This is a genomic window from Rhodococcus sp. NBC_00297 (genome assembly GCF_036173065.1).
In the GTDB taxonomy this organism is placed as follows: Bacteria; Actinomycetota; Actinomycetes; order Mycobacteriales; family Mycobacteriaceae; genus Rhodococcoides.
This window is the reverse complement of sequence record NZ_CP108041.1, coordinates 20,773-40,211: the sequence shown is the minus strand read 5'-3', so window position 1 is coordinate 40,211 and position 19,439 is coordinate 20,773. Positions and strand designations below refer to the sequence as shown.

Annotated in this window: 21 protein-coding genes, 1 tRNA gene and 1 riboswitch; of the genes, 2 read left to right on the top strand and 20 right to left on the bottom strand. The window is 68.7% G+C overall.

All coding sequences use genetic code 11. The features are described from left to right. Nucleotides 1–36: 36 nt before the first annotated feature. A riboswitch (glycine riboswitch) is annotated at nucleotides 37–154 on the bottom strand. 36 nt (nucleotides 155–190) lie between these two features. The 10 genes from OG947_RS00200 to OG947_RS00155 all read right to left on the bottom strand — a co-directional run bounded on the left by OG947_RS00200 (nucleotide 191) and on the right by OG947_RS00155 (nucleotide 7,496). Continuing rightward, the gene (locus OG947_RS00200) at nucleotides 191–793 is read right to left on the bottom strand and encodes a MerR family transcriptional regulator (RefSeq protein WP_027505438.1); all 603 of its coding nucleotides are present in this window, start codon (nucleotides 791–793) and stop codon (nucleotides 191–193) included. A gap of 234 nt (nucleotides 794–1,027) precedes the next feature. After that, nucleotides 1,028–1,501, bottom strand: a complete 474-nt coding sequence (locus OG947_RS00195) for a bifunctional nuclease family protein (protein WP_027505439.1) — start codon at nucleotides 1,499–1,501, stop codon at nucleotides 1,028–1,030. 124 nt (nucleotides 1,502–1,625) lie between these two features. Further along, nucleotides 1,626–2,369, bottom strand: a complete 744-nt coding sequence (gene ftsR / locus OG947_RS00190; RefSeq protein ID WP_027505440.1) for a transcriptional regulator FtsR — start codon at nucleotides 2,367–2,369, stop codon at nucleotides 1,626–1,628. After that, entirely contained in the window at nucleotides 2,369–2,869 is a 501-nt protein-coding gene (gene garA, locus OG947_RS00185; protein WP_027505441.1) for a glycogen accumulation regulator GarA, read from the bottom strand. Before garA ends, ftsR begins: the two co-directional genes overlap by 1 nt. 185 nt (nucleotides 2,870–3,054) lie before the next feature. Next, nucleotides 3,055–3,459, bottom strand: coding sequence for a glycine cleavage system protein GcvH (gene gcvH / locus OG947_RS00180; RefSeq protein WP_027505442.1), 405 nt, complete (start codon nucleotides 3,457–3,459; stop codon nucleotides 3,055–3,057). Nucleotides 3,460–3,568: 109 nt separating this feature from the next. Beyond that, complete coding sequence (locus OG947_RS00175; protein ID WP_056444439.1) at nucleotides 3,569–4,189, bottom strand: CDP-alcohol phosphatidyltransferase family protein; 621 nt, start codon at nucleotides 4,187–4,189, stop codon at nucleotides 3,569–3,571. Nucleotides 4,190–4,235: 46 nt separating this feature from the next. After that, nucleotides 4,236–4,844: an NUDIX hydrolase gene (locus OG947_RS00170; RefSeq protein WP_222637493.1), complete on the bottom strand. Its 609-nt coding sequence runs from the start codon at nucleotides 4,842–4,844 to the stop codon at nucleotides 4,236–4,238. A gap of 19 nt (nucleotides 4,845–4,863) precedes the next feature. Further along, complete coding sequence (locus tag OG947_RS00165; RefSeq protein WP_222637492.1) at nucleotides 4,864–6,168, bottom strand: GAF domain-containing protein; 1,305 nt, start codon at nucleotides 6,166–6,168, stop codon at nucleotides 4,864–4,866. 58 nt (nucleotides 6,169–6,226) lie between these two features. Beyond that, nucleotides 6,227–6,463 carry an SDR family oxidoreductase gene (locus tag OG947_RS00160; protein WP_328813926.1) on the bottom strand — a complete coding sequence of 79 codons (237 nt, stop codon included), beginning with the start codon at nucleotides 6,461–6,463 and terminating at the stop codon, nucleotides 6,227–6,229. Then, entirely contained in the window at nucleotides 6,450–7,496 is a 1,047-nt protein-coding gene (locus OG947_RS00155; RefSeq protein WP_328812863.1) for a 2,3-butanediol dehydrogenase, read from the bottom strand. Before OG947_RS00155 ends, OG947_RS00160 begins: the two co-directional genes overlap by 14 nt. 193 nt (nucleotides 7,497–7,689) lie before the next feature. Between OG947_RS00155 and OG947_RS00150 the strand changes: the two genes are divergently transcribed. Next, on the top strand, nucleotides 7,690–9,522 hold the full coding sequence (locus OG947_RS00150; RefSeq protein WP_328812862.1) for an NAD(P)/FAD-dependent oxidoreductase: 1,833 nt from the start codon (nucleotides 7,690–7,692) through the stop codon (nucleotides 9,520–9,522). Between the two features lie 93 nt (nucleotides 9,523–9,615). Here the strand turns inward: OG947_RS00150 and OG947_RS00145 are convergent, their stop codons facing one another. After that, the gene (locus OG947_RS00145) at nucleotides 9,616–9,912 is read right to left on the bottom strand and encodes a DUF3263 domain-containing protein (RefSeq protein ID WP_156380489.1); all 297 of its coding nucleotides are present in this window, start codon (nucleotides 9,910–9,912) and stop codon (nucleotides 9,616–9,618) included. Nucleotides 9,913–10,146: 234 nt separating this feature from the next. On the opposite strand from OG947_RS00145, the gene OG947_RS00140 reads away from it, so the two are divergent. Then, nucleotides 10,147–10,932, top strand: coding sequence for a hypothetical protein (locus tag OG947_RS00140; protein WP_307093133.1), 786 nt, complete (start codon nucleotides 10,147–10,149; stop codon nucleotides 10,930–10,932). An 18-nt stretch (nucleotides 10,933–10,950) separates the two neighbouring features. On the opposite strand, the gene OG947_RS00135 is transcribed toward OG947_RS00140, so the two are convergent. The 9 genes from OG947_RS00135 to cmk form a co-directional block, all read right to left on the bottom strand. Further along, nucleotides 10,951–12,171: a glycerate kinase family protein gene (locus tag OG947_RS00135; protein ID WP_328812861.1), complete on the bottom strand. Its 1,221-nt coding sequence runs from the start codon at nucleotides 12,169–12,171 to the stop codon at nucleotides 10,951–10,953. Between the two features lie 28 nt (nucleotides 12,172–12,199). Continuing rightward, nucleotides 12,200–13,705, bottom strand: a complete 1,506-nt coding sequence (locus OG947_RS00130; RefSeq protein WP_328812860.1) for an SLC13 family permease — start codon at nucleotides 13,703–13,705, stop codon at nucleotides 12,200–12,202. Beyond that, nucleotides 13,702–14,361 (bottom strand): response regulator transcription factor, encoded by a 660-nt coding sequence (locus tag OG947_RS00125; protein WP_056444417.1) that lies wholly within the window; start codon nucleotides 14,359–14,361, stop codon nucleotides 13,702–13,704. Before OG947_RS00125 ends, OG947_RS00130 begins: the two co-directional genes overlap by 4 nt. Next, nucleotides 14,358–15,869 carry a sensor histidine kinase gene (locus OG947_RS00120; RefSeq protein ID WP_328812859.1) on the bottom strand — a complete coding sequence of 504 codons (1,512 nt, stop codon included), beginning with the start codon at nucleotides 15,867–15,869 and terminating at the stop codon, nucleotides 14,358–14,360. The genes OG947_RS00125 and OG947_RS00120 overlap by 4 nt, the downstream gene beginning before the upstream one ends. Then, on the bottom strand, nucleotides 15,862–16,236 hold the full coding sequence (locus OG947_RS00115) for a hypothetical protein (RefSeq protein WP_328812858.1): 375 nt from the start codon (nucleotides 16,234–16,236) through the stop codon (nucleotides 15,862–15,864). Before OG947_RS00115 ends, OG947_RS00120 begins: the two co-directional genes overlap by 8 nt. 83 nt (nucleotides 16,237–16,319) lie before the next feature. Continuing rightward, complete coding sequence (locus OG947_RS00110; RefSeq protein ID WP_328812857.1) at nucleotides 16,320–16,925, bottom strand: TetR/AcrR family transcriptional regulator; 606 nt, start codon at nucleotides 16,923–16,925, stop codon at nucleotides 16,320–16,322. Nucleotides 16,926–17,100: 175 nt separating this feature from the next. After that, a tRNA-Pro gene (locus OG947_RS00105) sits at nucleotides 17,101–17,174 on the bottom strand. Nucleotides 17,175–17,280: 106 nt separating this feature from the next. Next, nucleotides 17,281–18,726 (bottom strand): ribosome biogenesis GTPase Der, encoded by a 1,446-nt coding sequence (gene der, locus OG947_RS00100; protein ID WP_056444408.1) that lies wholly within the window; start codon nucleotides 18,724–18,726, stop codon nucleotides 17,281–17,283. Beyond that, nucleotides 18,723–19,415, bottom strand: a complete 693-nt coding sequence (gene cmk / locus OG947_RS00095) for a (d)CMP kinase (protein WP_037185658.1) — start codon at nucleotides 19,413–19,415, stop codon at nucleotides 18,723–18,725. The genes der and cmk overlap by 4 nt, the downstream gene beginning before the upstream one ends. Between the last annotated feature and the right edge of the window lie 24 nt (nucleotides 19,416–19,439).

Below are 19,439 nucleotides of genomic sequence, written 5' to 3'. Positions count from 1 at the left end.
GGCGGGTGGACGATTCCACCACTTTCCAGAGGCGTCGGAGCCCGCACGGTCCCGGGTGCCTGAGAGATTGACGGAGAGGTGCTGCTCCTTCGGCGCTCGTCGGGGTCGGTCCTGTGACGGACCGTGTCCGGCGAAGCTCTCCCGTGCGGCGTCGACGCTTCCTCAGTATATGGGAGTGCGCGCCGGCGGGTCAGCCGGTCTTGCGGCTCGCGCGATTCTTGCGGCGGGAGGCGAGCTCGTCCTCGGGCGTCGGCTGGCTCTCGCCGCCGTCGGCACGCTCGGCGGGGAAGTCGGCGATGGCACCGGTCAGTTCACGCATGGCTCCGCTGACCGCGATCCCGAAGACGCCCTGTCCGCCCTGCAGCAGGTCGACGACCTCCTCGGCGGACGTGCACTCGTAGACGGTGGTGCCGTCCGAGAACAGCGTGATGCGGGCCAGATCCGCCACGCCACGACGACGGAGATGGTCGACGGCGACGCGGATGTTCTGGAGCGAGATGCCGGTGTCGAGCAGTCGCTTGACGATCTTGAGGACCAGGATGTCCTTGAAGGAGTACAGCCGCTGGCTGCCGGATCCTGCCGCGCCGCGGATGGACGGCACCACGAGGCCGGTGCGGGCCCAGTAGTCCAGCTGCCGATAGGTGATGCCGGCGATCTGGCACGCACTGGGGACGCGGTAGCCGACCAACTCGTCCGGAACCGAATCGTCGGGGAAGAGACCGGGTTGCACCTCGTCCACGTCGTTCGATGCCAGCAGGCTCATCTGCTCCGGCTCCTGCGGCTGATCTGCCACGTGTTTCTCTCCCTCTCGGATGGTCCGCCTGGAGTCCTCGTCCGCGGACCTGTGCGGTACGCGCGGTGAGAACGACGATGACATCCGTGACGCTCGGCGAGGTCGAGAATACGCCCTCACCGCGGTGAGCGGCACGTCCTTCATCGACCCGAACGCTATGGACCGCGGAGCCGTGAGGCAACGCGCCACGCGGTAAGCCTCAACCTCAACTCAAGGGTGAGACTCGATCGTTATCTAACCGTCGGTCGCCTTGAAGTCGTCCGGCGAGATGGTGTCCAGGAATTCCTTGAACTTCTCCACCTCGTCCTCGCGCTCGTCGGGCATGACCAGACCGGCTTCGGCCAGAACGGGCTCCTCCGCGAAGATCGGCACGCCGGCTCGAAGGGCGATGGCGACCGAGTCCGACGGGCGTGCCGAGACACGCACGTCCTGGTCGAAGACCAGGTCGGCGTAGAAGGTGCCCTCCTGGAGATCGACGATGCGGACTTCCTTCAGGGATCGCCCGAGGGCCGTGACGATGTCACCGATGAGATCGTGGGTCAGCGGACGCGGCGGTTGCACGCCCTGCTGCTCCAGTGCGATCGCCGTGGCTTCCGTCTGGCCGATCCAGATCGGCAGGTACCGTTCGCCGTCCGACTCCCGCAACAGCAGAACAGGTTGATTCTGTGGCTGCTCCACCCGGATACCGATCACGCGCATCTCGCCCATCGCGCCGCCTCCCAGCTGCTGTGACTCGTCGCCCGCGCACTCGACGGGGCGGACGTGCTCTCCAGTGTATTGACCCGCGGCGCCGACGACCGGCCGTGCGAGCGGCCGACGCACGCCCTCGGGACTACTTGTCCAATATCCCGTGCACCGCGGACTTGACCAACGACGTGTGCAGCGACAGCGACAATGCGGCCAGCTCCCGGACGAGCTCCTCGGCGCGGTCTCGCGCGCCCGCGTCACGGCCCAGGGCCACCGGCCCCGCGACCTGAGCCAGCAGGTTCGCCTCGCGGTCCGCGGCGAGCTTGAATGCGCGTAGATGCCGCACCTCGAGTCCGTACTGCGCCATCGCCCACGCGGTGCGCACGAGCACCACGGCTTCCTCGTCGTAGAAGCCGGCCGGACCCGCCGAGACGAGGCCGCTCTTCTGCAGTTCGAGCAGGAACGGCTCGTCCACGCCTGCACGCTCGAGCAGGTCGGCACGACTCATCCGGACGCGCCGCTCCCCGAGAAACTCGGTGGGCGAGACACTTCCGGGCGCCAGAGCCAGGACACGAGGCCCCTTGGGCGCCGCGGCGACACCGTCGGGACCCACGGAACGGATGCCGTTGTCCAGCGCGTCCAGCTGCTCCTTGATGACCTTCAGCGGAAGGTAGTGATCACGCTGCGCCGTGAGGACGTAGCGCAGGCGCTCGCAGTCCTCGACGGAGAATCTCCGGTAACCCGACGCCGTTCGTTCCGGGGAGATCAGTCCCTCGGCCTCGAGAAAACGGATCTTCGAAATGGTGACGTCGGGGAAGTCCGGGCGCAGTCGATCGAGTACGGACCCGATCGACATGCCGCCACCGGACTGCTGCCCGACTGCCGTCATCAGCTACCTGCGCCGGCAGACGTCTCGCCGAGCTGACCGCCTGCGGACTGGCCCTTCGGACCGGTCAGGAACACGAGGCGGAACTTGCCGATCTGCACCTCGTCGCCGTTCGCCAGAACGGCGGAGTCCACGGGCTCACGGTTGACGTAGGTGCCGTTGAGGCTGCCGACGTCGACGACCTGGAAGTCCTCGTCGTCCTGACGGAACTCCGCGTGGCGACGGCTCACGGTGACGTCGTCGAGGAAGATGTCGCTGTCCGGGTGGCGTCCCGCGGACGTCGTGGGCTGGTCCAGCAGGAAGCGCGAGCCCGCGTTGGGGCCCCGCTTGACGACGAGCAGGGCGGAACCGACGGGCAGACCCTCGACCCCGGAGACCGGTGCGTCGGAGGAGCCCTGGGGCGCCGCTGCGGAATCGATCTCGTTCAGGAAGTCCGCTCGGAAGACCGAGGTGGTCTCCGCGGGGGACTCTCCGTAGACGCCGTCGTTGCCGTTATCGCTCACGTTTCTCCTCCTCGATCTGATCGCCCCTCACCCACGAGGCGATTCAGCACATTCTCTTGTCACGCTTGTCTGACGGTTCCGCGGTTCCCCGACCGGGGTGCCGCCGAACCACGTGAGGACCTTACCGACCGTACCTTGCACACACCGTCGCCCGGGCGTGCTTGCCCGCCCGCCGGGCACGGCTGTTACGTGGTCGTGATCGACGCGTACCCCTCGGCGTCCATCATCGCCTCGAGGGCGTCGTCGAGATCGCTCTCGGAGTCGACGGACAGGTCCACGAGCCAGCCGGCGCCGTACGGATCGCTGTTCACCAGTTCGGGGTCGCCGTCCAGTTCACCGTTCACCGCAACCACTTTGGCCGACAGCGGGGCGTAGATGTCGGAGACGCTCTTGGTGGACTCCACCTCGCCGAGCGACTCACCGGCCGACACCGCATCGTCCTCGGTGGGCAGCTGAACGAAGACGACGTCGCCGAGCTGCGACTGTGCGTAGTCGGTGACGCCCACGCGCACGGTGGTGGGGCCGGTCCGCTGGACCCATTCGTGCTCGGCCGTGTACCGCAACTCGGTGGGGATATCGGTCTGGCTCACGTGAACCGGGTCCTTTCGCAGGCGTTGTCGCGGTGCGGACGAGGAGAACCGCACTCGCGCTGAGCGTATTGGCGAGCTTTCCGCCTCCGCAAGGCGGGCGCTCCCCGGCTCATCGTGCGGTGAGCGGGAGGCGTCGGACCGGACCGAGCGCCAGGCCGAGGTACAGCGCGCCCGTGTAGAGGTACAGCGCGGTCCCCCACACCAGCAGGGCCTGCGCGGGAACCGCGATCACGTCGGCGCCGACCCAGTCCACCCGCGCGGCGAGGAGGAACGGCAGGGCGCTCATCAGAACGAACGTCGCGGCCTTGCCGAGGTAGATCACCTCGGGCGGAGCGAGTCCCCGCCGCCGGTAGAGCAGCAGGGTGAGTGCGAGGATGCCGTCCCGCGCGATCAGGACCACGGCCACCCACCACGGGAGGATGCCCGCGAGGGCGAACCCCACCAGTGTGGTGACGACGTACAGGCGATCGACGAACGGGTCGAGCAGAGCACCCAGGGCCGACGACTGGTCGAGCAGCCGGGCGAGCTTGCCGTCCAACCAGTCCGTCGCCCCGCTGAGCAGGAGCAGCAGCAGCGCCCAGCCGTACGCCTGCTCCCCCAGCAACAACCACAGGAACACCGGCACCCCGAGCAGACGAACGACACTCAGAGCATTGGGCACCGTCAGGATGCGATCGCCGACGACACCGGCGACCACGTCGCGAGGGCTGTCGGACGCCGGATCGGTCATCCCCCGAGCTTTCCACACGGGCGCGCCGTCCGGACCCGACGAGCCGCTACCGCCAGGCGAAGACCGGCTGCTCGTAGTCGTGCACGCGGGTGTGCCGCCCACCGAGCACCACCTCGCGGAACTGGTGCACCACCGCGCCCGTGGGCGCGTGCACCAGGCTCGAGCGGAAAGGCCACTGCACCACCGGTCGCGGCGACTCGGCGATCGACACGAACCGGGCGTCGACGTCGAGCTCGTCCGCGGTGACGCGGTACAGGAACTCCACCTCGTCAGGATTGGGCACCGCGTCCCCGGTCCAGTCCGCGATCCACACCACGAACGGACGGATGACGTAGCCGGAGCGGGTCCGATAGTCGTCGAGCGTCCCGAGCACGGAGTCCGGGCCGACTCGGATGCCGACCTCCTCGTCGAGTTCGCGCAGGGCGGCCTCGACCGGTGTCTCGCCGTCGTCGACACGCCCGCCGGGCAACGCGAACTGGCCCGGATGCGCGCGCATCCGGGAGGGCCGCTTCGTCAGCAGCACGTGCCGATCGCCGGGCTCCCCGCCGACGGCCACCACGACCGATGCCCGCCGTTCGTCACCGCCCTCGATGAGCCGACTCTCGAAACCGTCCAGCGTCCGCACGATCTCTGCACGTTCGAGGCGCGTGTCCATCAGGCGACACTAGCCAGGCTCACCGGGCCGGTGCGCGCAGCGCGCGCACGGCCGGCGCCGCCGAGTACGGCAGGATGCGCGAGCGATCCGCCGGAAGGGCCAGCTCCACGACAGCGGACTCGTCGATCCGGTACGGCTGCGCGAGCACCACGCCGGCGAAGGCCTTGCGCAGCCGTGACATCTCGGCCCGGACCGTGATGGCACGGCCGTTGTCGCCGAACAGTTCTGTCGCGAGTTCTGCCGCGGTGCGCCCGTCCCTCCTCGCGGCGAGCAGGAAGAGGATCTCCGCGTGCCGAGGTGTCGGCTCGTGGGACCAGGTTCCGAAGGGACTCGACACCTCGACCACGGTGCGCGAGGGGTCGGACACGTCGATGCGGATGTTCGTCGGCGTCGACTCCCCGTCGACCACTCCGTCGCGTTGCGAGGACGCCGGTCGCACCATCCAGCCACCGGGCAGCGGCTCCAGATCGCACACGCCGAGCGTCGGTACCCACAGTCGGCCCGGCGCCACCTCGTCGGGGAGCAGCACCCGATTGCGCACCGGGACCGACGCCACCGCCGCGACCCACCCGTGCCCGTCGACGGCCAGCGCGGGCGTCTCCGACCGAGCCAGCATCGGCGCCGCCACCGAGCGCAGATTGTCGAGCGTGCGTCGATGCTGTTCACGCAGTTGAGCTTCGGCGAGTCGAGACACGGCATCGATCAGCGCCAGCGTGGTCGGGTGCACCGAACTCGCGGGTCCGCTGACGTCGACGAGGCCCAGCACCCGGCCGGTACGCGGATCCTTGATGGGACTGCTCGCGCAGGTCCACGCGTGGTGAGTGCGCACGAAGTGCTCGGCGGAGAAGATCTGCACCGCCGAGCGCGAGACCAGTGCCGTGCCGATGGCGTTGGTTCCCACACTGTCCTCGGCCCAGTCGGCTCCCTCGACGAAGCCGAGCCGATCGGCGCGGTCGAGCACCGAGGGCGCCCCGCTGCGCCACAGCACCCGCCCGAGCCGGTCCGCGACCACCAGTAGGTTGTCGGAGTCCTGCAGAACCGAACGCAGGCTCCCGGTCAACTCCGGCAGGATCTCCACGAGCCCCGAGTCCCGACGCATCTGCTCGAGTGCCGCGGCGTCGACAGCATCTGCGGGTCCGCGGTTCTCCGGATCGACACCCAGGTTCATCACGCGCTGCCACGAGTCACCGATGACGTCGCGGGGGCGAGCGGGCGCGCGGGCACCCGACATGGTCGCGTCGTACACGGCGGACAGCAGCTGTGCATACCGACGTGGGTCCTCACCTGCCGCGACGGCGGGCTCGGGTTCGGAGGTTCGAGTCATCGACACCGATTGTGCTCCACATCACAGTGCGCGTCATCCCCGGGTCTGTCCCGATCGGTCATCGGTAGACGAGTCCGCCGTCGATGAGACCGGCCTGACCGGTCATGTACGCCGCGTCGGGCCCGGCGAGGTAGGACACGTATCCCGCGACGTCGTCGGGAGTCTCGGCTCGGCCCAACGCGATACCGCCCACGAACTTCTCGTAGGTCGCGCCCGTGCGACCTGTCCGTCGATGCTCATGCGTGTCTCCTTCATGTGATGGTGGATGTCCGGGACGGAGGTCAGAGCGACGGATCGACGAGAACCTTCATCTTCGTGCCGGCATGCAGTGCCTCGAAACCGTCGTCGATCACCGCGTCCATCCCGATGCGCGACACCCACCCGGTGGTGTCGTACACGCCGTCGGCCATCAGAGCGATGACGGCGTCGTAGTCGGCGGAGGTGTAGCAGAGCGACCCCTGGATGCGGGCCTCCTTCATCACCAGTTCGAGAAGCGGCGTGGTGAGCGGCTTCTCGTAGATCGCCACGCTGACCATCGGCTTGCGGGACCCGACGCACGCCAGCGCGGTCGCCACCGCCGGCGCGACACCGGCCGCGTCGTACACGGCGTCGGCGCCGCGCCCGTCCGTCTCGTCGGCCACCAGCGCGGGGACGTCGACGGACGTGGGGTCGAGAGTGCGTGCACCGAGCGCCTCGATCGCTGCCCGCCGGGTCGCGGACGGCTCCACCACGAGGATGTCGTCGAGCCCCTTGCCGCGCAGCGCGAACCAGAGTCCGATGCCGATCGGTCCCGCCCCGAACACCATCGCGGTGTCGCCTTCGCGCACCTCACCCAGAGTCGCCGCGTGGTAGGCCACCGACATCGGCTCCACCAGCGCACCCAGATCGAGGGACACGGAGTCCGGCAGCGCGTGCAGCATGTCGGTCGGCACCACCGTGTACTCGGCCATACCGCCGTCGGACATCAGTCCGTGGAAGCCGATCGACTGGCACACGTTGTAGTTGCCGGCTCGACACGGACCACAGTGCCCGCAGCGGTACAGCGGTTCGATGGCGACACGGTCGCCGATCGACCATCCCGTCACTCCCGCGCCGATCTCGGTGATGGTGCCGGAGAACTCGTGGCCGAGAATCAGCGGCATCTGCTGACCGGTCAAGGCGTGGGGCTCGGTGGGAATGAAGATGGGACCGGCGTAGTACTCGTGCAGGTCGGTACCGCAGATGCCGTTCGCCCCGACGGCGATCTTCACCTGGTCCGGTCCCGGGTAGGGCTCCGGAACATCGGCGATCTCGACCTTGCCGGGCCCGTGGTACACCGCTGCGCGCATCGTTCGACTCCTCACCGGCCGTCCCAGCGACGGCCGTGATCACCGTTCTATGTGACACGCGACACAGCACGACAGGGTTGCAGTCGGTTGCACTTGCGACTGCAACCCGCTGCAACTCTTCCTCGGACCGCGTCCACGGCGTGTGCTGTGCATCACACGAGCACGACCACGGAACGACGAAGACGGAGTTGTCATGACCCAGACCCTCGAGCCACCCACGCAGACCACTCCGCAGGAGCGAGTAAATGCATGGTTGGCCGATTTCGAAGCGGGGCTCGCTGCGCGGGACATCGATCGAGTCGTCGCGATGTTCGCCGTCGACAGCTTCTGGCGCGACCTGGTGACGTTCACCTGGAACCTGAAGACCGTCGAGGGACGCGACGGTATCGCGGACATGCTGACGGCACGGCTCGCCGACGTCGGTCCGCAGGGTTTCCGCACGACCGAGACACCCGACGAGGCCGACGGTGTCACCTCCGCATGGATCGAGTTCGAGACCGCGACGGCACGCGGCAAGGGACATCTGCGGCTACGCACCGACGCGGAGTCCGGTGAGTCGCTCGCCTGGACCTTGCTGACGACGATGCAGGAACTGAAGGGGTACGAGGAACCGCGCGGGCACGCGCGACCGATGGGGGCTGTGCACGGCTCGAACAGGGAGACGAAGACCTGGGCCGAGCGACGCGAGGCGGAAGAGAAGGAACTGGGATACGGCATCCAGCCCTACGCCCTCGTCGTCGGCGGCGGTCAGGGTGGCATCGCTCTGGGCGCTCGCCTGCGTCAGATGGGCGTCCCGGCCATCGTCGTCGATCGCGGCGAGCGCCCCGGTGATCAGTGGCGAGGACGCTACAAGTCGCTGTGCCTCCACGATCCGGTCTGGTACGACCACCTCCCCTACCTGCCGTTCCCGGACAACTGGCCGGTGTTCGCCCCGAAGGACAAGATCGGCGACTGGCTCGAGATGTACACGAAGGTCATGGAGGTGCCGTACTGGTCGAAGACGACGGCCCTGTCGGCGACCTTCGACGAGGCGGCCGGGGAATGGACCGTGGTGGTCGATCGTGACGGCGAGGAGGTGACGCTGCGACCGAAGCAGCTGGTGATGGCGACGGGCATGTCCGGCAAGGCCTCCATCCCCGACTTCCCGGGAATGGACGTCTTCCGGGGCGAGCAGCATCACTCGAGTCAGCATCCCGGTCCGGACGCCTACGTCGGCAAGAAGGTCGTGGTGGTGGGCTCGAACAACTCGGCGCACGACATCTGCAAGGCGCTGTTCGAGACGGGCGCCGACGTCACGATGCTCCAGCGATCGTCCACTCACATCGTCAAGTCCGACTCGCTGTGCGAGATCGCGCTGGGCGACCTGTACTCCGAGCGCGCCGTCGAATCCGGAATGACCACGCAGAAAGCGGATCTCACCTTCGCCTCACTGCCGTACCGCATCATGCACGAGTTCCAGATCCCGGTGTACCAGCAGATCGCCGAGAAGGACAGGGACTTCTACGACCGCCTCGAGAAGGCCGGCTTCCAGCACGACTTCGGAGACGACGGCTCCGGACTCTTCATGAAGTACCTGCGGCGCGGCTCCGGCTACTACATCGATGTCGGCGCCTCGGAGCTGGTGGCGGACGGCAGCATCCACCTCGTCGGCGGCCAGGTCGACCACCTGACGGAGAACGCGGTGGTGCTGTCCGACGGGACGGAACTCGAGGCCGATCTCGTCGTGTACGCGACGGGCTACGGATCGATGAACGGCTGGGTGGCCGACCTGGTGGACCAGGAGACGGCCGACAAGGTGGGCAAGTGCTGGGGTCTCGGTTCCGACACCACCAAGGACCCCGGCCCGTGGGAGGGCGAACAGCGCAACATGTGGAAGCCGACGCAGCAGGACAACCTGTGGTTCCACGGCGGCAACCTGCACCAGTCGCGGCACTACTCGCTCTACCTCGGCCTACAGCTGAAGGCTCGGTACGAAGGCCTGGACACCCCCGTGTACGGGCTGCAGGAGGTCCATCACCTGCGCTGACAGACGCGTGCGCCGTGTGCGTGTCCCTCGACACGCACACGGCGGTCGTCGGAGCGAGAGAACGTCACTTCACGGTCGGTGTGAGGCCGGTCGTCACTGACCGAGCCAGAGCCGCTTCCGGCAGACGGCGAGCATGGGCTCGACCAGCGCGCGGTCGGTGACCCGAACGCCGTTCTCCAGCAACACCTTCACACGACCGAAGAACTCGTGGGGCGTGAGTCCGAACTCCACCAGGATGTCCTCGGCGCGGCCGCCGCCGTAGACGTACCACCGCCGCAGGAAGGCGACCATCGCGAGGTCGGTCTCCGACGGATCCGTCGGATCGGTGGACAGGGGTGCTGCGCCGGGCGTCGTCGACCGGGAGGCTGCGGGGAAGGGTGTGCGTGTCACGACGCGAGTATTGCCCATCGATCCGACACTGCGGTGACGGATCGGTGAACATGCCGACGAGTCACAGCAATTTCTCAGCGGCTGTTCACTCCGGGACAGCGTGATCACCGGGCCGCGCGGGTATGTGATCCCCACCACGCCACCGCGGCGTCGTCCACCGTTCCGGTAGCGGAGGCAATAGATTCGACGGTGTTCGTCGTTCGTCGGCGGCACTACCGCCGGAGGGGCAGCACGATGAACGTTCGACACAGACGACCGGCCACCTGGTTCGCGACCGCCGCAGTGGGCGTCGCACTGGTCACCGCCCTCGCGGCCCCCGCGAGCGCCGCGCCCGCACCGGGCGACTTCTCCGGCGTCCCGGAGCGGACCTCCCTGTCGTACACCTCGCTCTCCACGGGCGTCCACGTCGGCACTGCCAACGAGAACGAGGCACGGCCGGGACTCTCCACGGTCAAGCTCTACCTCGCGGATCACGTTCTCCGACACGGTGATTCGTCCGCGGAGGACCGCGACCTCGCCGCTCGCATGATCCAGGTGAGCGACGACTGGGCCGCCTCGCTGCTCGACAGCAAATACCCCGGCGCCATCGACGCCGCGGCGCGCGAGTACGGACTGACCGCGACCTCGCGAGGCAGCTTCTGGGGCGACTCCTACACCAGCACGGCCGACACCGTGCGCTTCCTCGACACCAAGAAGCGCACCGATCCCGGCAGCCCCGTCCTCACGTGGATGACCACGGCGCTACCGGTCGCGGCCGACGGCACGGTCCAGGACTGGGGCACCGGTCGACTCGCCGCCGCCACCGGAACGAAGTGGGGCTGGGCGGACGACGGGTCCAGCGTCGTCGCCTCGGCCTCCATCGGCGACGACTTCACGGTCGCGGCCAACACCTACGGCGGCCCGGCGACCCAGAGCGACGACGTACTCACCGCGCTCGGGGCGTTCGATCTGGCGACCCCGACGATCGTGACCGCGCCGAGTGTTCCGTCGCTGCTGGACGCCATCCTCGGCATTCGCTGACGCCGACATCGACCGGCCCTACGCCGACTTCTTACGACTACGATTTCCGGATCGAGCGGAGACCGCACCACCGAGCAGGATCATGCGCATGGTCCGTTCGGCGGCGTCGGTGAGCAACCGCTCGCCGTTCGCGACCGCCTCGGACAACGGCATCGGCACCGTGATGATGGACGCAATGGCGGCGATGCCCACGTCGTGCACCGCCGGCGCTCCGCGACCGAGTGATCCCGCCAACGCGATCACCGGCACGCCGAACTGCTGGCAGCGCCGCGCCACCTCCGCCGGGACCTTGCCACGCGGGGTCTGGAAGTCGATGGACCCTTCGGCAGTGATGACGAGGTCCGCCTTGCGGATTCGGCGGTCGAGGTCGATTCCCGACAGGCCCGAGTCCAGCAACGCATCGAAGCGGGACCGCAACTGCGCCCCGACCCCGGCCGCGAGTCCTGCACCCAGTCCGCCCGACGCTCCCGTGCCCGCTCCGGTCGCCACATCGCCGGCGGCCACACCGTCCTGCTCGAGGACGCGCGCCCAGTTGTCCAGAGCGGCGGCGAGTTCGTCCACCTGATTCGGGGACGCCCCCTTCTGCGGTCCGAACACGCGGGCGACACCGCTGGGTCCGCACAGTACGTTGTGCGGATTGCACGCGAGCACGACGTCGACCTCGGCGAGACGGGGATGCAGCGCCGTCAGATCGAGGTGGTGCGCCCGGATCAGTTCTCGACCGCCGCGGCCGATCTCACGGCCCTGCACGTCGAGGATCCTGGCGCCGAGCGCCTGCAGTGCCCCGGCTCCCCCGTCGCAGGTGCCGGAATCGCCGCAACCCACCAGGATCGTGTCCGCGCCCGCGTCGAGCGCCGCGGCCATGAGCTGGCCGACACCGTAGGTGGTGGTCGCGCCGGGATCGCGCCGATCGTGCGGTACGAGGGAGAGCCCCGCCGCAGCCGCCATCTCCACCACGGCGACGGAGCGCTCGGAGCCACCGAGTCGGGCCCAGTGCGAGGGCACCGGCTCCCCCACCGGTCCGACGACCGTCGTCTCGTGGAGGGTGCCGCGCGTCGCGGCCGCCAGTGTGCGTGCCGTTCCCTCACCGCCGTCGGCGATGGGCGCGGTGTCGACCCGAACTCCGGGTAGTGCGCGCCGCACCCCCGATGCGATGGCGGACGCGACGGACTCGGCGCAGAGGCTCTCCTTGAAACCGCTGGGGGCGACGAGGATGCGCTGGGGAACTCGTGTGGACATGGTTCTCCTGAGATAGGGGTGGGAGCAGTCAGGGCAGGTACAGCGGAAGACCGAGGGCAGGCCACACCCATACCGAGCAGACGAGAACGAGAGCGACGGACACCGGGGCGACCGCGGCGGACAGGCGGAGAAGGTGGCCTGCCGAGAACCCCGGGACGGAGTCGCTCGCGGCGAACATCGCCACCGGTTTGGCCGAACTGGTGAGGGTGAGGCAGAAGCCGGCGGCAGCGGTGGAAGCGAACGCCGCCGCGGCGGGATCGATGCCGAGCACCGGCGCAGTGGCGACGACGACGGGGACGAGCACCGCGGAGCGGGCGGACCGTGACTGGACCACGAGGTGGGACAGCAGCGACACCAGCACCAGGACGACCACGAACACGGTCGCGGCGGACGACCCGAGCGCGCTGATGGGCCCGAAGACCAGGTCGGCGAACCACTCGGCGGCACCCGTCGTGGTCAGCGCCACTCCGAGACACAGTGTTCCGGCCATGAAGAGCAGCAGGCTCCACGGGATGGTGCGGACGGCAGCAGGCAGCGTGGTGGCCCCGACGAACGGTGCCGACGCGAGTAGTGCGCCGATCATCGCGACGATGGCCGGTTCGACACCGTGCACCGGCTCGGTGCACCACAGGGTCACGACGGCGACCAGGACGAGCAGGACACGCTTCTGCGGGACGGTGAGTGGTCCGGCGGACCCGCCGAACGCGTCGCGTGTCACCGAGAGCGGTCGGCGTCGCTCCGCTCGATCGGTGAACAGGGACAGCGCGATCTCCGCCGCGAGATGCGACCACACGATCGCGAGCGGCAGTCCGAGGATCGCCCACTGCAGGAACCCGATGCCCGATCCGGTCGTCGTGCGCACGATCTCGCTGGTGATGAGGTGCGCGCCGGCCCCCAGCAGCGACCCGACCGCGGAGCAGAGGATCACCGCGGGGAAGACCAGGGACAGCGTCAGCACCACTCGGGGCCGCTCACGCAGAACGGTCGCCAGAGCGAGGAACACCGGCAGCGCGAGCGCAGCCCGGCCCGACGTCGACGGGATCGCGAAGGTCGTCAGGAGCAGCACGAGGGTGACCAGATGGACGAGCTGCCGCGGCGACCGGGCGACCGACAGCACGCGTGCCGCAACCCGAGCGGACAGGCCGCTGGCCGTCACCGCCGCGGCGATGACGAACGACCCGACCAACAGCCAGATCACGGTGTCACCCAGTGTGCGCGTGAAGGTCTCGGTGGACACGGGACCCAGGATCACCAACGTCAGAGCGGCGCCCAGAGCGACGTGGGTGTCGTCGAGGGGCGAGAAGATCCACATCCACACCGCGACGAGGAAGACCAGCACCGTGATGGTCCCGTGTGCGGTCAGATCGCCGGCCCCTCCTGCAAGGACGACACCGACGGCGAGCACCGCGAGAATGACGGCACTGACGAGGGTTCGCGGCGACGGCGTCGGAACTCGCCGCGGCGTCCGGGTCGGGACAGAACTGGTGGGAGTATGCCGCCCGGGCGGCGTCGTCGCGAACTCGGTGACGGTCATCGGACGCGGTATCCCATCCCGCGCACGGTCTCCACGCGCTCGGCGCCGATCTTCGCGCGCAGCGCACGCACGTAGACGTCGACCACGTTCGAGGCCGGATCGAAGTCGTATCCCCACACCTGCCCGAGGATCTGCTCACGGGAGAGCACCTGGTCGGGGTGGCGCAGGAACGTCTCGAGCAGAGCGAACTCGCGCGCCGTCAGATCGACGACCGACTCCCCCACGTGCACACGGCGTGACCGCAGATCGAGACGAAGGTCCCCCGAGGTCAGCGAGTTGTCCGCCGAACCTGCGGTGTCGTCCTGCAACCGCAGGCGTACCCGTGCGAGGAGCTCGGCGAACTGGAAGGGCTTGGTCATGTAGTCGTTGGCGCCGCCCTCGAGCCCGGCAACGGTGTCGCGCACGCTGTCCCGAGCGGTCAGGACCACCACGGGTGTCGACACACCCTCGCCGCGCAACTGTCGGAGCACCGTGAACCCGTCCATCGCCGGCAGGCCGATGTCGAGCACCACCATGTCGAAGCCACCGCCACGCGCCATCATGAGCGCGGTCTCGCCGTCGGCGACGTGCTCGGTGGTGTACCCGGCGGCCCGCAGACCCTTGCCGACGAAGGAGGCGATGTGAATGTCGTCCTCCGCGATCAGGATTCGGCTCATCGGATCTCCTTCGTGAGTGCATCGTCTGTCGTGAGCGCCGGGCCGGTCTCGGACCGCGGGCTGTGGCCCGGAGCCGGGAGGTCGAGGCCGAACGTCGCCCCCTCGCCGTGCACACTGCGCACCCAGGCGGAGCCGCCGTGGGCGTCGGCGATGGCACGGACGATGGCGAGTCCGAGGCCGGCTCCCGACCGCGCTGCCGGTGACGTCCGGTCGGCGGGCGATCCGCGTTGGAAACGGTCGAAGATGACGGGCGCGTCCTCGGGGCGGACGCCGGGCCCGTCGTCGGCGATCCACAGCGACAACCGTCGAGCGTCCCCGTCGTCGTGGAAGGTCGATCCGAGCCGGATGCGGCTCCCGTCCTCGGTGTGTCCGACGGCGTTGGCCGCGAGCTGGACCATGGCCTGCGTGACGCGCTGGGCGTCCAGAACACACGAGCCCTCCGCGACCTGCATCAGCAACCACTGCCGATCGCCGAGCGTCTGCACCTTCGACTCGATGTCGAGGACGAGTTGCGCCGCATCGACGGGGGCGGGCACGACGAAATCGGGCTGCTCGGCCTTGGCCAACATGAGCAGATCGCTGACGATCCGCCCCATGCGGGCGAGCTCGCTGTCGACGAGCGCCAACGTACGCCGCCGCTCCTCCGGGTCCTCCGACATGAGCTCGAGATGCCCCCGGACGATCGTGATCGGCGTGCGCAGTTCGTGTCCGGCATCGTCGACGAACTGTCGCTGGGTGGTGTACGCCTGCTCCAGCCGGTCGAGCATCGCATTGAACGTCTCGGCGAGATCGGAGATGTCGTCGCGCCCGTGGACCGGGACGCGCGCGGTCAGATCCGTCTCCCCGATCTCGGCCGCGACCGTGCGCACCGTGCGGACGGGAGCGAGAATGCGACCGGCGACGAGATACGCGATTCCTGTCGTCAGCAGCAGTCCGACGGCGCCGACCACTGCCATGGTTCGCATGGTCCGATCGACGAGATCACGGTTCGCACCGGTGAACGCCGTGACGACGAACGTGCCGGCGCGGCCGGTCGCGTCGTCGATGACGACGTGCCCCCACCGCATCTCGCCGTTGTCGGTGTCCAGCACTCCGGCGGGTTCGGCCGACTGCACGATCGTCGTCAGGATCGGTGACCCCGGTGCGAGCACGGTCGGCACATCGACGCCGGGCTGAGTCAGTACCGAGTCGCCCACGACGCCGAACATCACTTCACCCGTGCCGGCCGACTGCCGGGCGAGGTACACCTCGAGAAGCCGCTCCACCGAGACGAACGGCTGCGTCGTCGTGGGATCGACCCCCTCGGACGCGAAGGTCCGGAACTCCTCGGCTTCCTGCGCGACGTCCCCGTTGGCGCGCACGTCGACGTCGCGCAACAGCAGATTGCGGGCGGTCACCAGCACGACCACCAACAGAAGAAGGGTCGTCAGCATGATCCAGGCGGTGATCTTCCACCGTGCCGGAAGAGCCGATCCGCGGCGAGCCGAGACACCTGCGGCGTCACTCATTGTCGTCACCGCCGTCGACGTCGTCGACGTCGTCGGCGCCGTCATCGCCGTCGACGTCGTCGGCGCCGTCATCGCCGTCGTCCGCGTCGTCGTCGGAGAAGTCGACGATCGGCGGTGCCTGCACTGGGGCCTGAACTGGCGGCGGCGTGATCGGAGCGGGAGCGGCCGGCGCGGGCGCGGGAGAGGCAGGCGGGACATCAGGTGTGGGAGCGATCACCTCGGGCGTCGGCTCCGGCGCCACACTCACCACGACGGGCGAGGGGTCGAGGCGTGGCGCCGGTGATCGCGTCACCAGGACCCCGGCGACGAGAACGCACGCGATGGCCACCAGGACGGCGGCCGCGGCGAGTGGGCGGGAGGAGCGCATGACAGCAACTATGCCGGGGGTCCATGACCGTCCCATGAGACGACGATGAAGGTTTCTTCATGTTCGACACGCCGTGAGTGGCGTCAACGGCCGAGCAGGACACCGATCTGCATCTCGATCTGTGTCGCCACGTCCGCGACACTCTTGGTCGCGTTCGCCGTCAGAGCCATGCTGAGAAACAGGATGGCGGAGACGATGTGGGCCTGCACCTGCCGGTCGGGGTGGTGCGTCGCGTCGTCGTCGTCGCGGCCGAGGATCTCCGCGACGACCGCCTCGGTCCGCGCGGCGAGTGACAACGCTTCACGACGATGAGGTTCCGTGTCGTCACCGAACACGACCTCTCGCTGATAGGTCCGGCCGTTCTCGATCTGCTTGCGGTTGCACTCGACGACCGGCCTGAGGACGGCCATGACGGCCTCGACCGGATCCACGACGTGGGCGGCCGCGGCGATGCCCCGCTCGAGCGCGCTCGCATAGTCCGAGTTCTGCACCAGAAGAAGCAGTTCACCCTTGTTCTTCGCGTACAGGAAGACCGTTCCGGTTCCCACGTCGGCGTGGTCGGCGACCTGTTGTGTGGTCACCTCACTCACGCCGTACTCGGCGAAGAGGTCGCGTGCCGCCGTGGTGATGCGGTCGAGCTTGTCCTGCTTGTTCCGTTCTCGACGGCTCATCGCCGGGGAGGAAGACACCGCCGCTGCCCTCCTTCGCGCACTCCTGACGGGTGATGTACTCCCGTCATTCTCCCACGGCAGGCTCTCTCAGCTGCCGAAGAAGTCGACGACCACGGGCGCGGCCTCCGCGCGCACCGCACTGGACGCGAACATGAAAAATGGCCCCGGACAACGGTCCGGAGCCATTTCTGTGTCGGGCTGACAGGATTTGAACCTGCGACCACCTGACCCCCAGTCAGGTGCGCTACCAAGCTGCGCCACAGCCCGCGATCCCTCCAAAGGGATCGTGTGTGTCCCGAAGGGAACGAGCAAACACTACCCCAGTGGCGACGCTGGACGCCAATCGCCTCAGCAGCACCACCGGGGCAGTCGCCTACTTCTTCTTGCGGTCCCGCTTCTCCCGGATACGCACCGAGATCCGCACCGGACTGCCGTCGAAGTTGAACTCCTCACGCAGTCGGCGCTCGAGGAACCGGCGGTACCCGGCCTCGAGGAAACCGGTGGTGAACAGCACGAACGTCGGCGGGCGCGTGCTCGCCTGCGTGGCGAACATGACGCGGGGCAGTCGACCACCACGCATCGGCGGCGGCGTCGCGGCCACGACCTCCTTGAGCCAGGAGTTCAGCTGACCGGTCGAGATGCGCTTGTCCCACGACGCGAGCGACGTCTCCAGAGCGGGCACGAGCTTCTGCACCGCACGACCGGTCTTGGCCGAGACGTTGACGCGCTGCGCCCACGGCACGCGCATCAGGTCCCGGTCGATCTCCTTCTCGAGCTGGCCACGACGGTCGTCGTCGACGAGGTCCCACTTGTTGAACGCGATGACCAGTGCGCGGCCCGCGTCGGCGACCATCGAGAGCACCCGCAGGTCCTGCTCGGAGATGACCTCGGACGCGTCGAGCAGCAGGATCGCGACCTCGGCCGCGTCGATGGCGCCCTTGGTGCGGAGCGAGGCGTAGAACTCGGCGCCGCTGGCGTGGCTGACGCGCTTGCGCAACCCCGCGGTGTCGACGAAACGCCACACCTTGCCGCCCAGTTCCACCAGTGAGTCCACCGGGTCGACGGTGGTGCCGGCGACGTCGTGCACGACCGATCGCTCGTCGCCGGTGAGCTTGTTCAGCAGGCTGGACTTGCCCACGTTCGGCTTGCCGACCAGGGCGACACGACGAGGGCCGGCGACACCGGTTCCCTCGCGGGGCGTCTCGGGCAGGACTGCAAGGACGTCGTCGAGCAGATCGCCCGTACCGCGGCCGTGCGTCGCACTGACCGGACGGGGCTCACCGAGACCCAGCGACCACAGCAGTGCCGCTTCGGATTCCGTGCGCTCGTCGTCGACCTTGTTGGCCACCAGGATGACCGGCGTCTTCGACCGACGCAGGACTCGTGCCACGGCCTCGTCCGTCGCCGTCGCACCGACGACGGCGTCGACGACGAGCAGGATGGCGTCCGCCGTCTGCATCGCCATCTCGGCCTGCCGGGCGATCGACTGCTGCATCCCCTTGGCGTCGGGCTCCCAACCGCCGGTGTCCTGCACCATGAATCGACGTCCGGACCAGTTGGCCTCGTACGAGACACGGTCGCGGGTGACGCCGGGAACGTCCTCCACCACGGCCTCGCGGCGGCCGATGATGCGGTTGACGAGCGTGGACTTGCCCACGTTGGGCCGACCGACGACGGCGAGGGTGGGAACGGCGACCTCGGCCTCGGCCTCGCCGTCACCCTCGAAGTCGATGTCCTCCCAGTCCGACTCCTCGGACCAGATGCCGTCCGAGGCGTAGACCTCGGTCGCGTCGAGCGTGTCGAATGTGTTGTCGCTCATGAGCGTGCTCCTTCAGGGGCATGAGTCGGACGCCCGATGTCCAGACGCTCGGTGACCAGACGCATCAGTTCGTCGATCACCGCGTCCTTGTCGAGGTCGCTGGTGTCCACGGTGACCGCATCGTCCGCGGGTCGCAGCGGGGACGTGGCACGTGTGGAGTCCGCGTGGTCCCGACGCTGGACGTCGGCGAGCACGGCGTCGTAGTCGTCCCCGCGGCCCTCGGCGATGTTCTGGTCGTTACGACGCGTGGCGCGCGTCTCCGCGGACGCGGTCAGATAGATCTTGATGTGAGCGTCGGTGAGGACGACGGTGCCGATGTCGCGACCCTCCACGACGATGCGACCGGCAGTGTCCGCGATCTCTCGTTGCAGCGCAACGAGTTTCTCGCGCACAGCGGGCACGGCGGACACCGCGGAGACGGCCGCCGTCACGGCGGACCCGCGGATCGGACCGGTGACGTCCTCGCCCGACACCTCGACCCGCTCCCCCGTGGGATCGGTGCCGATGGAGAGGTCGATGGACTCGGTGAGCGCAGCGACGGCGTCGGCGTCTCCGGGATCGACGTCGTTCGTCAGCACCCATGCCGTCGCCGCGCGGTACATCGCACCGGTGTCGAGGTAGGACGCACCGAGCCGGGTCGCCAACAGGCGGGAGACGGACGACTTGCCGGTACCGGACGGGCCGTCCATCGCGACGATCAGTCGATCCTCCGA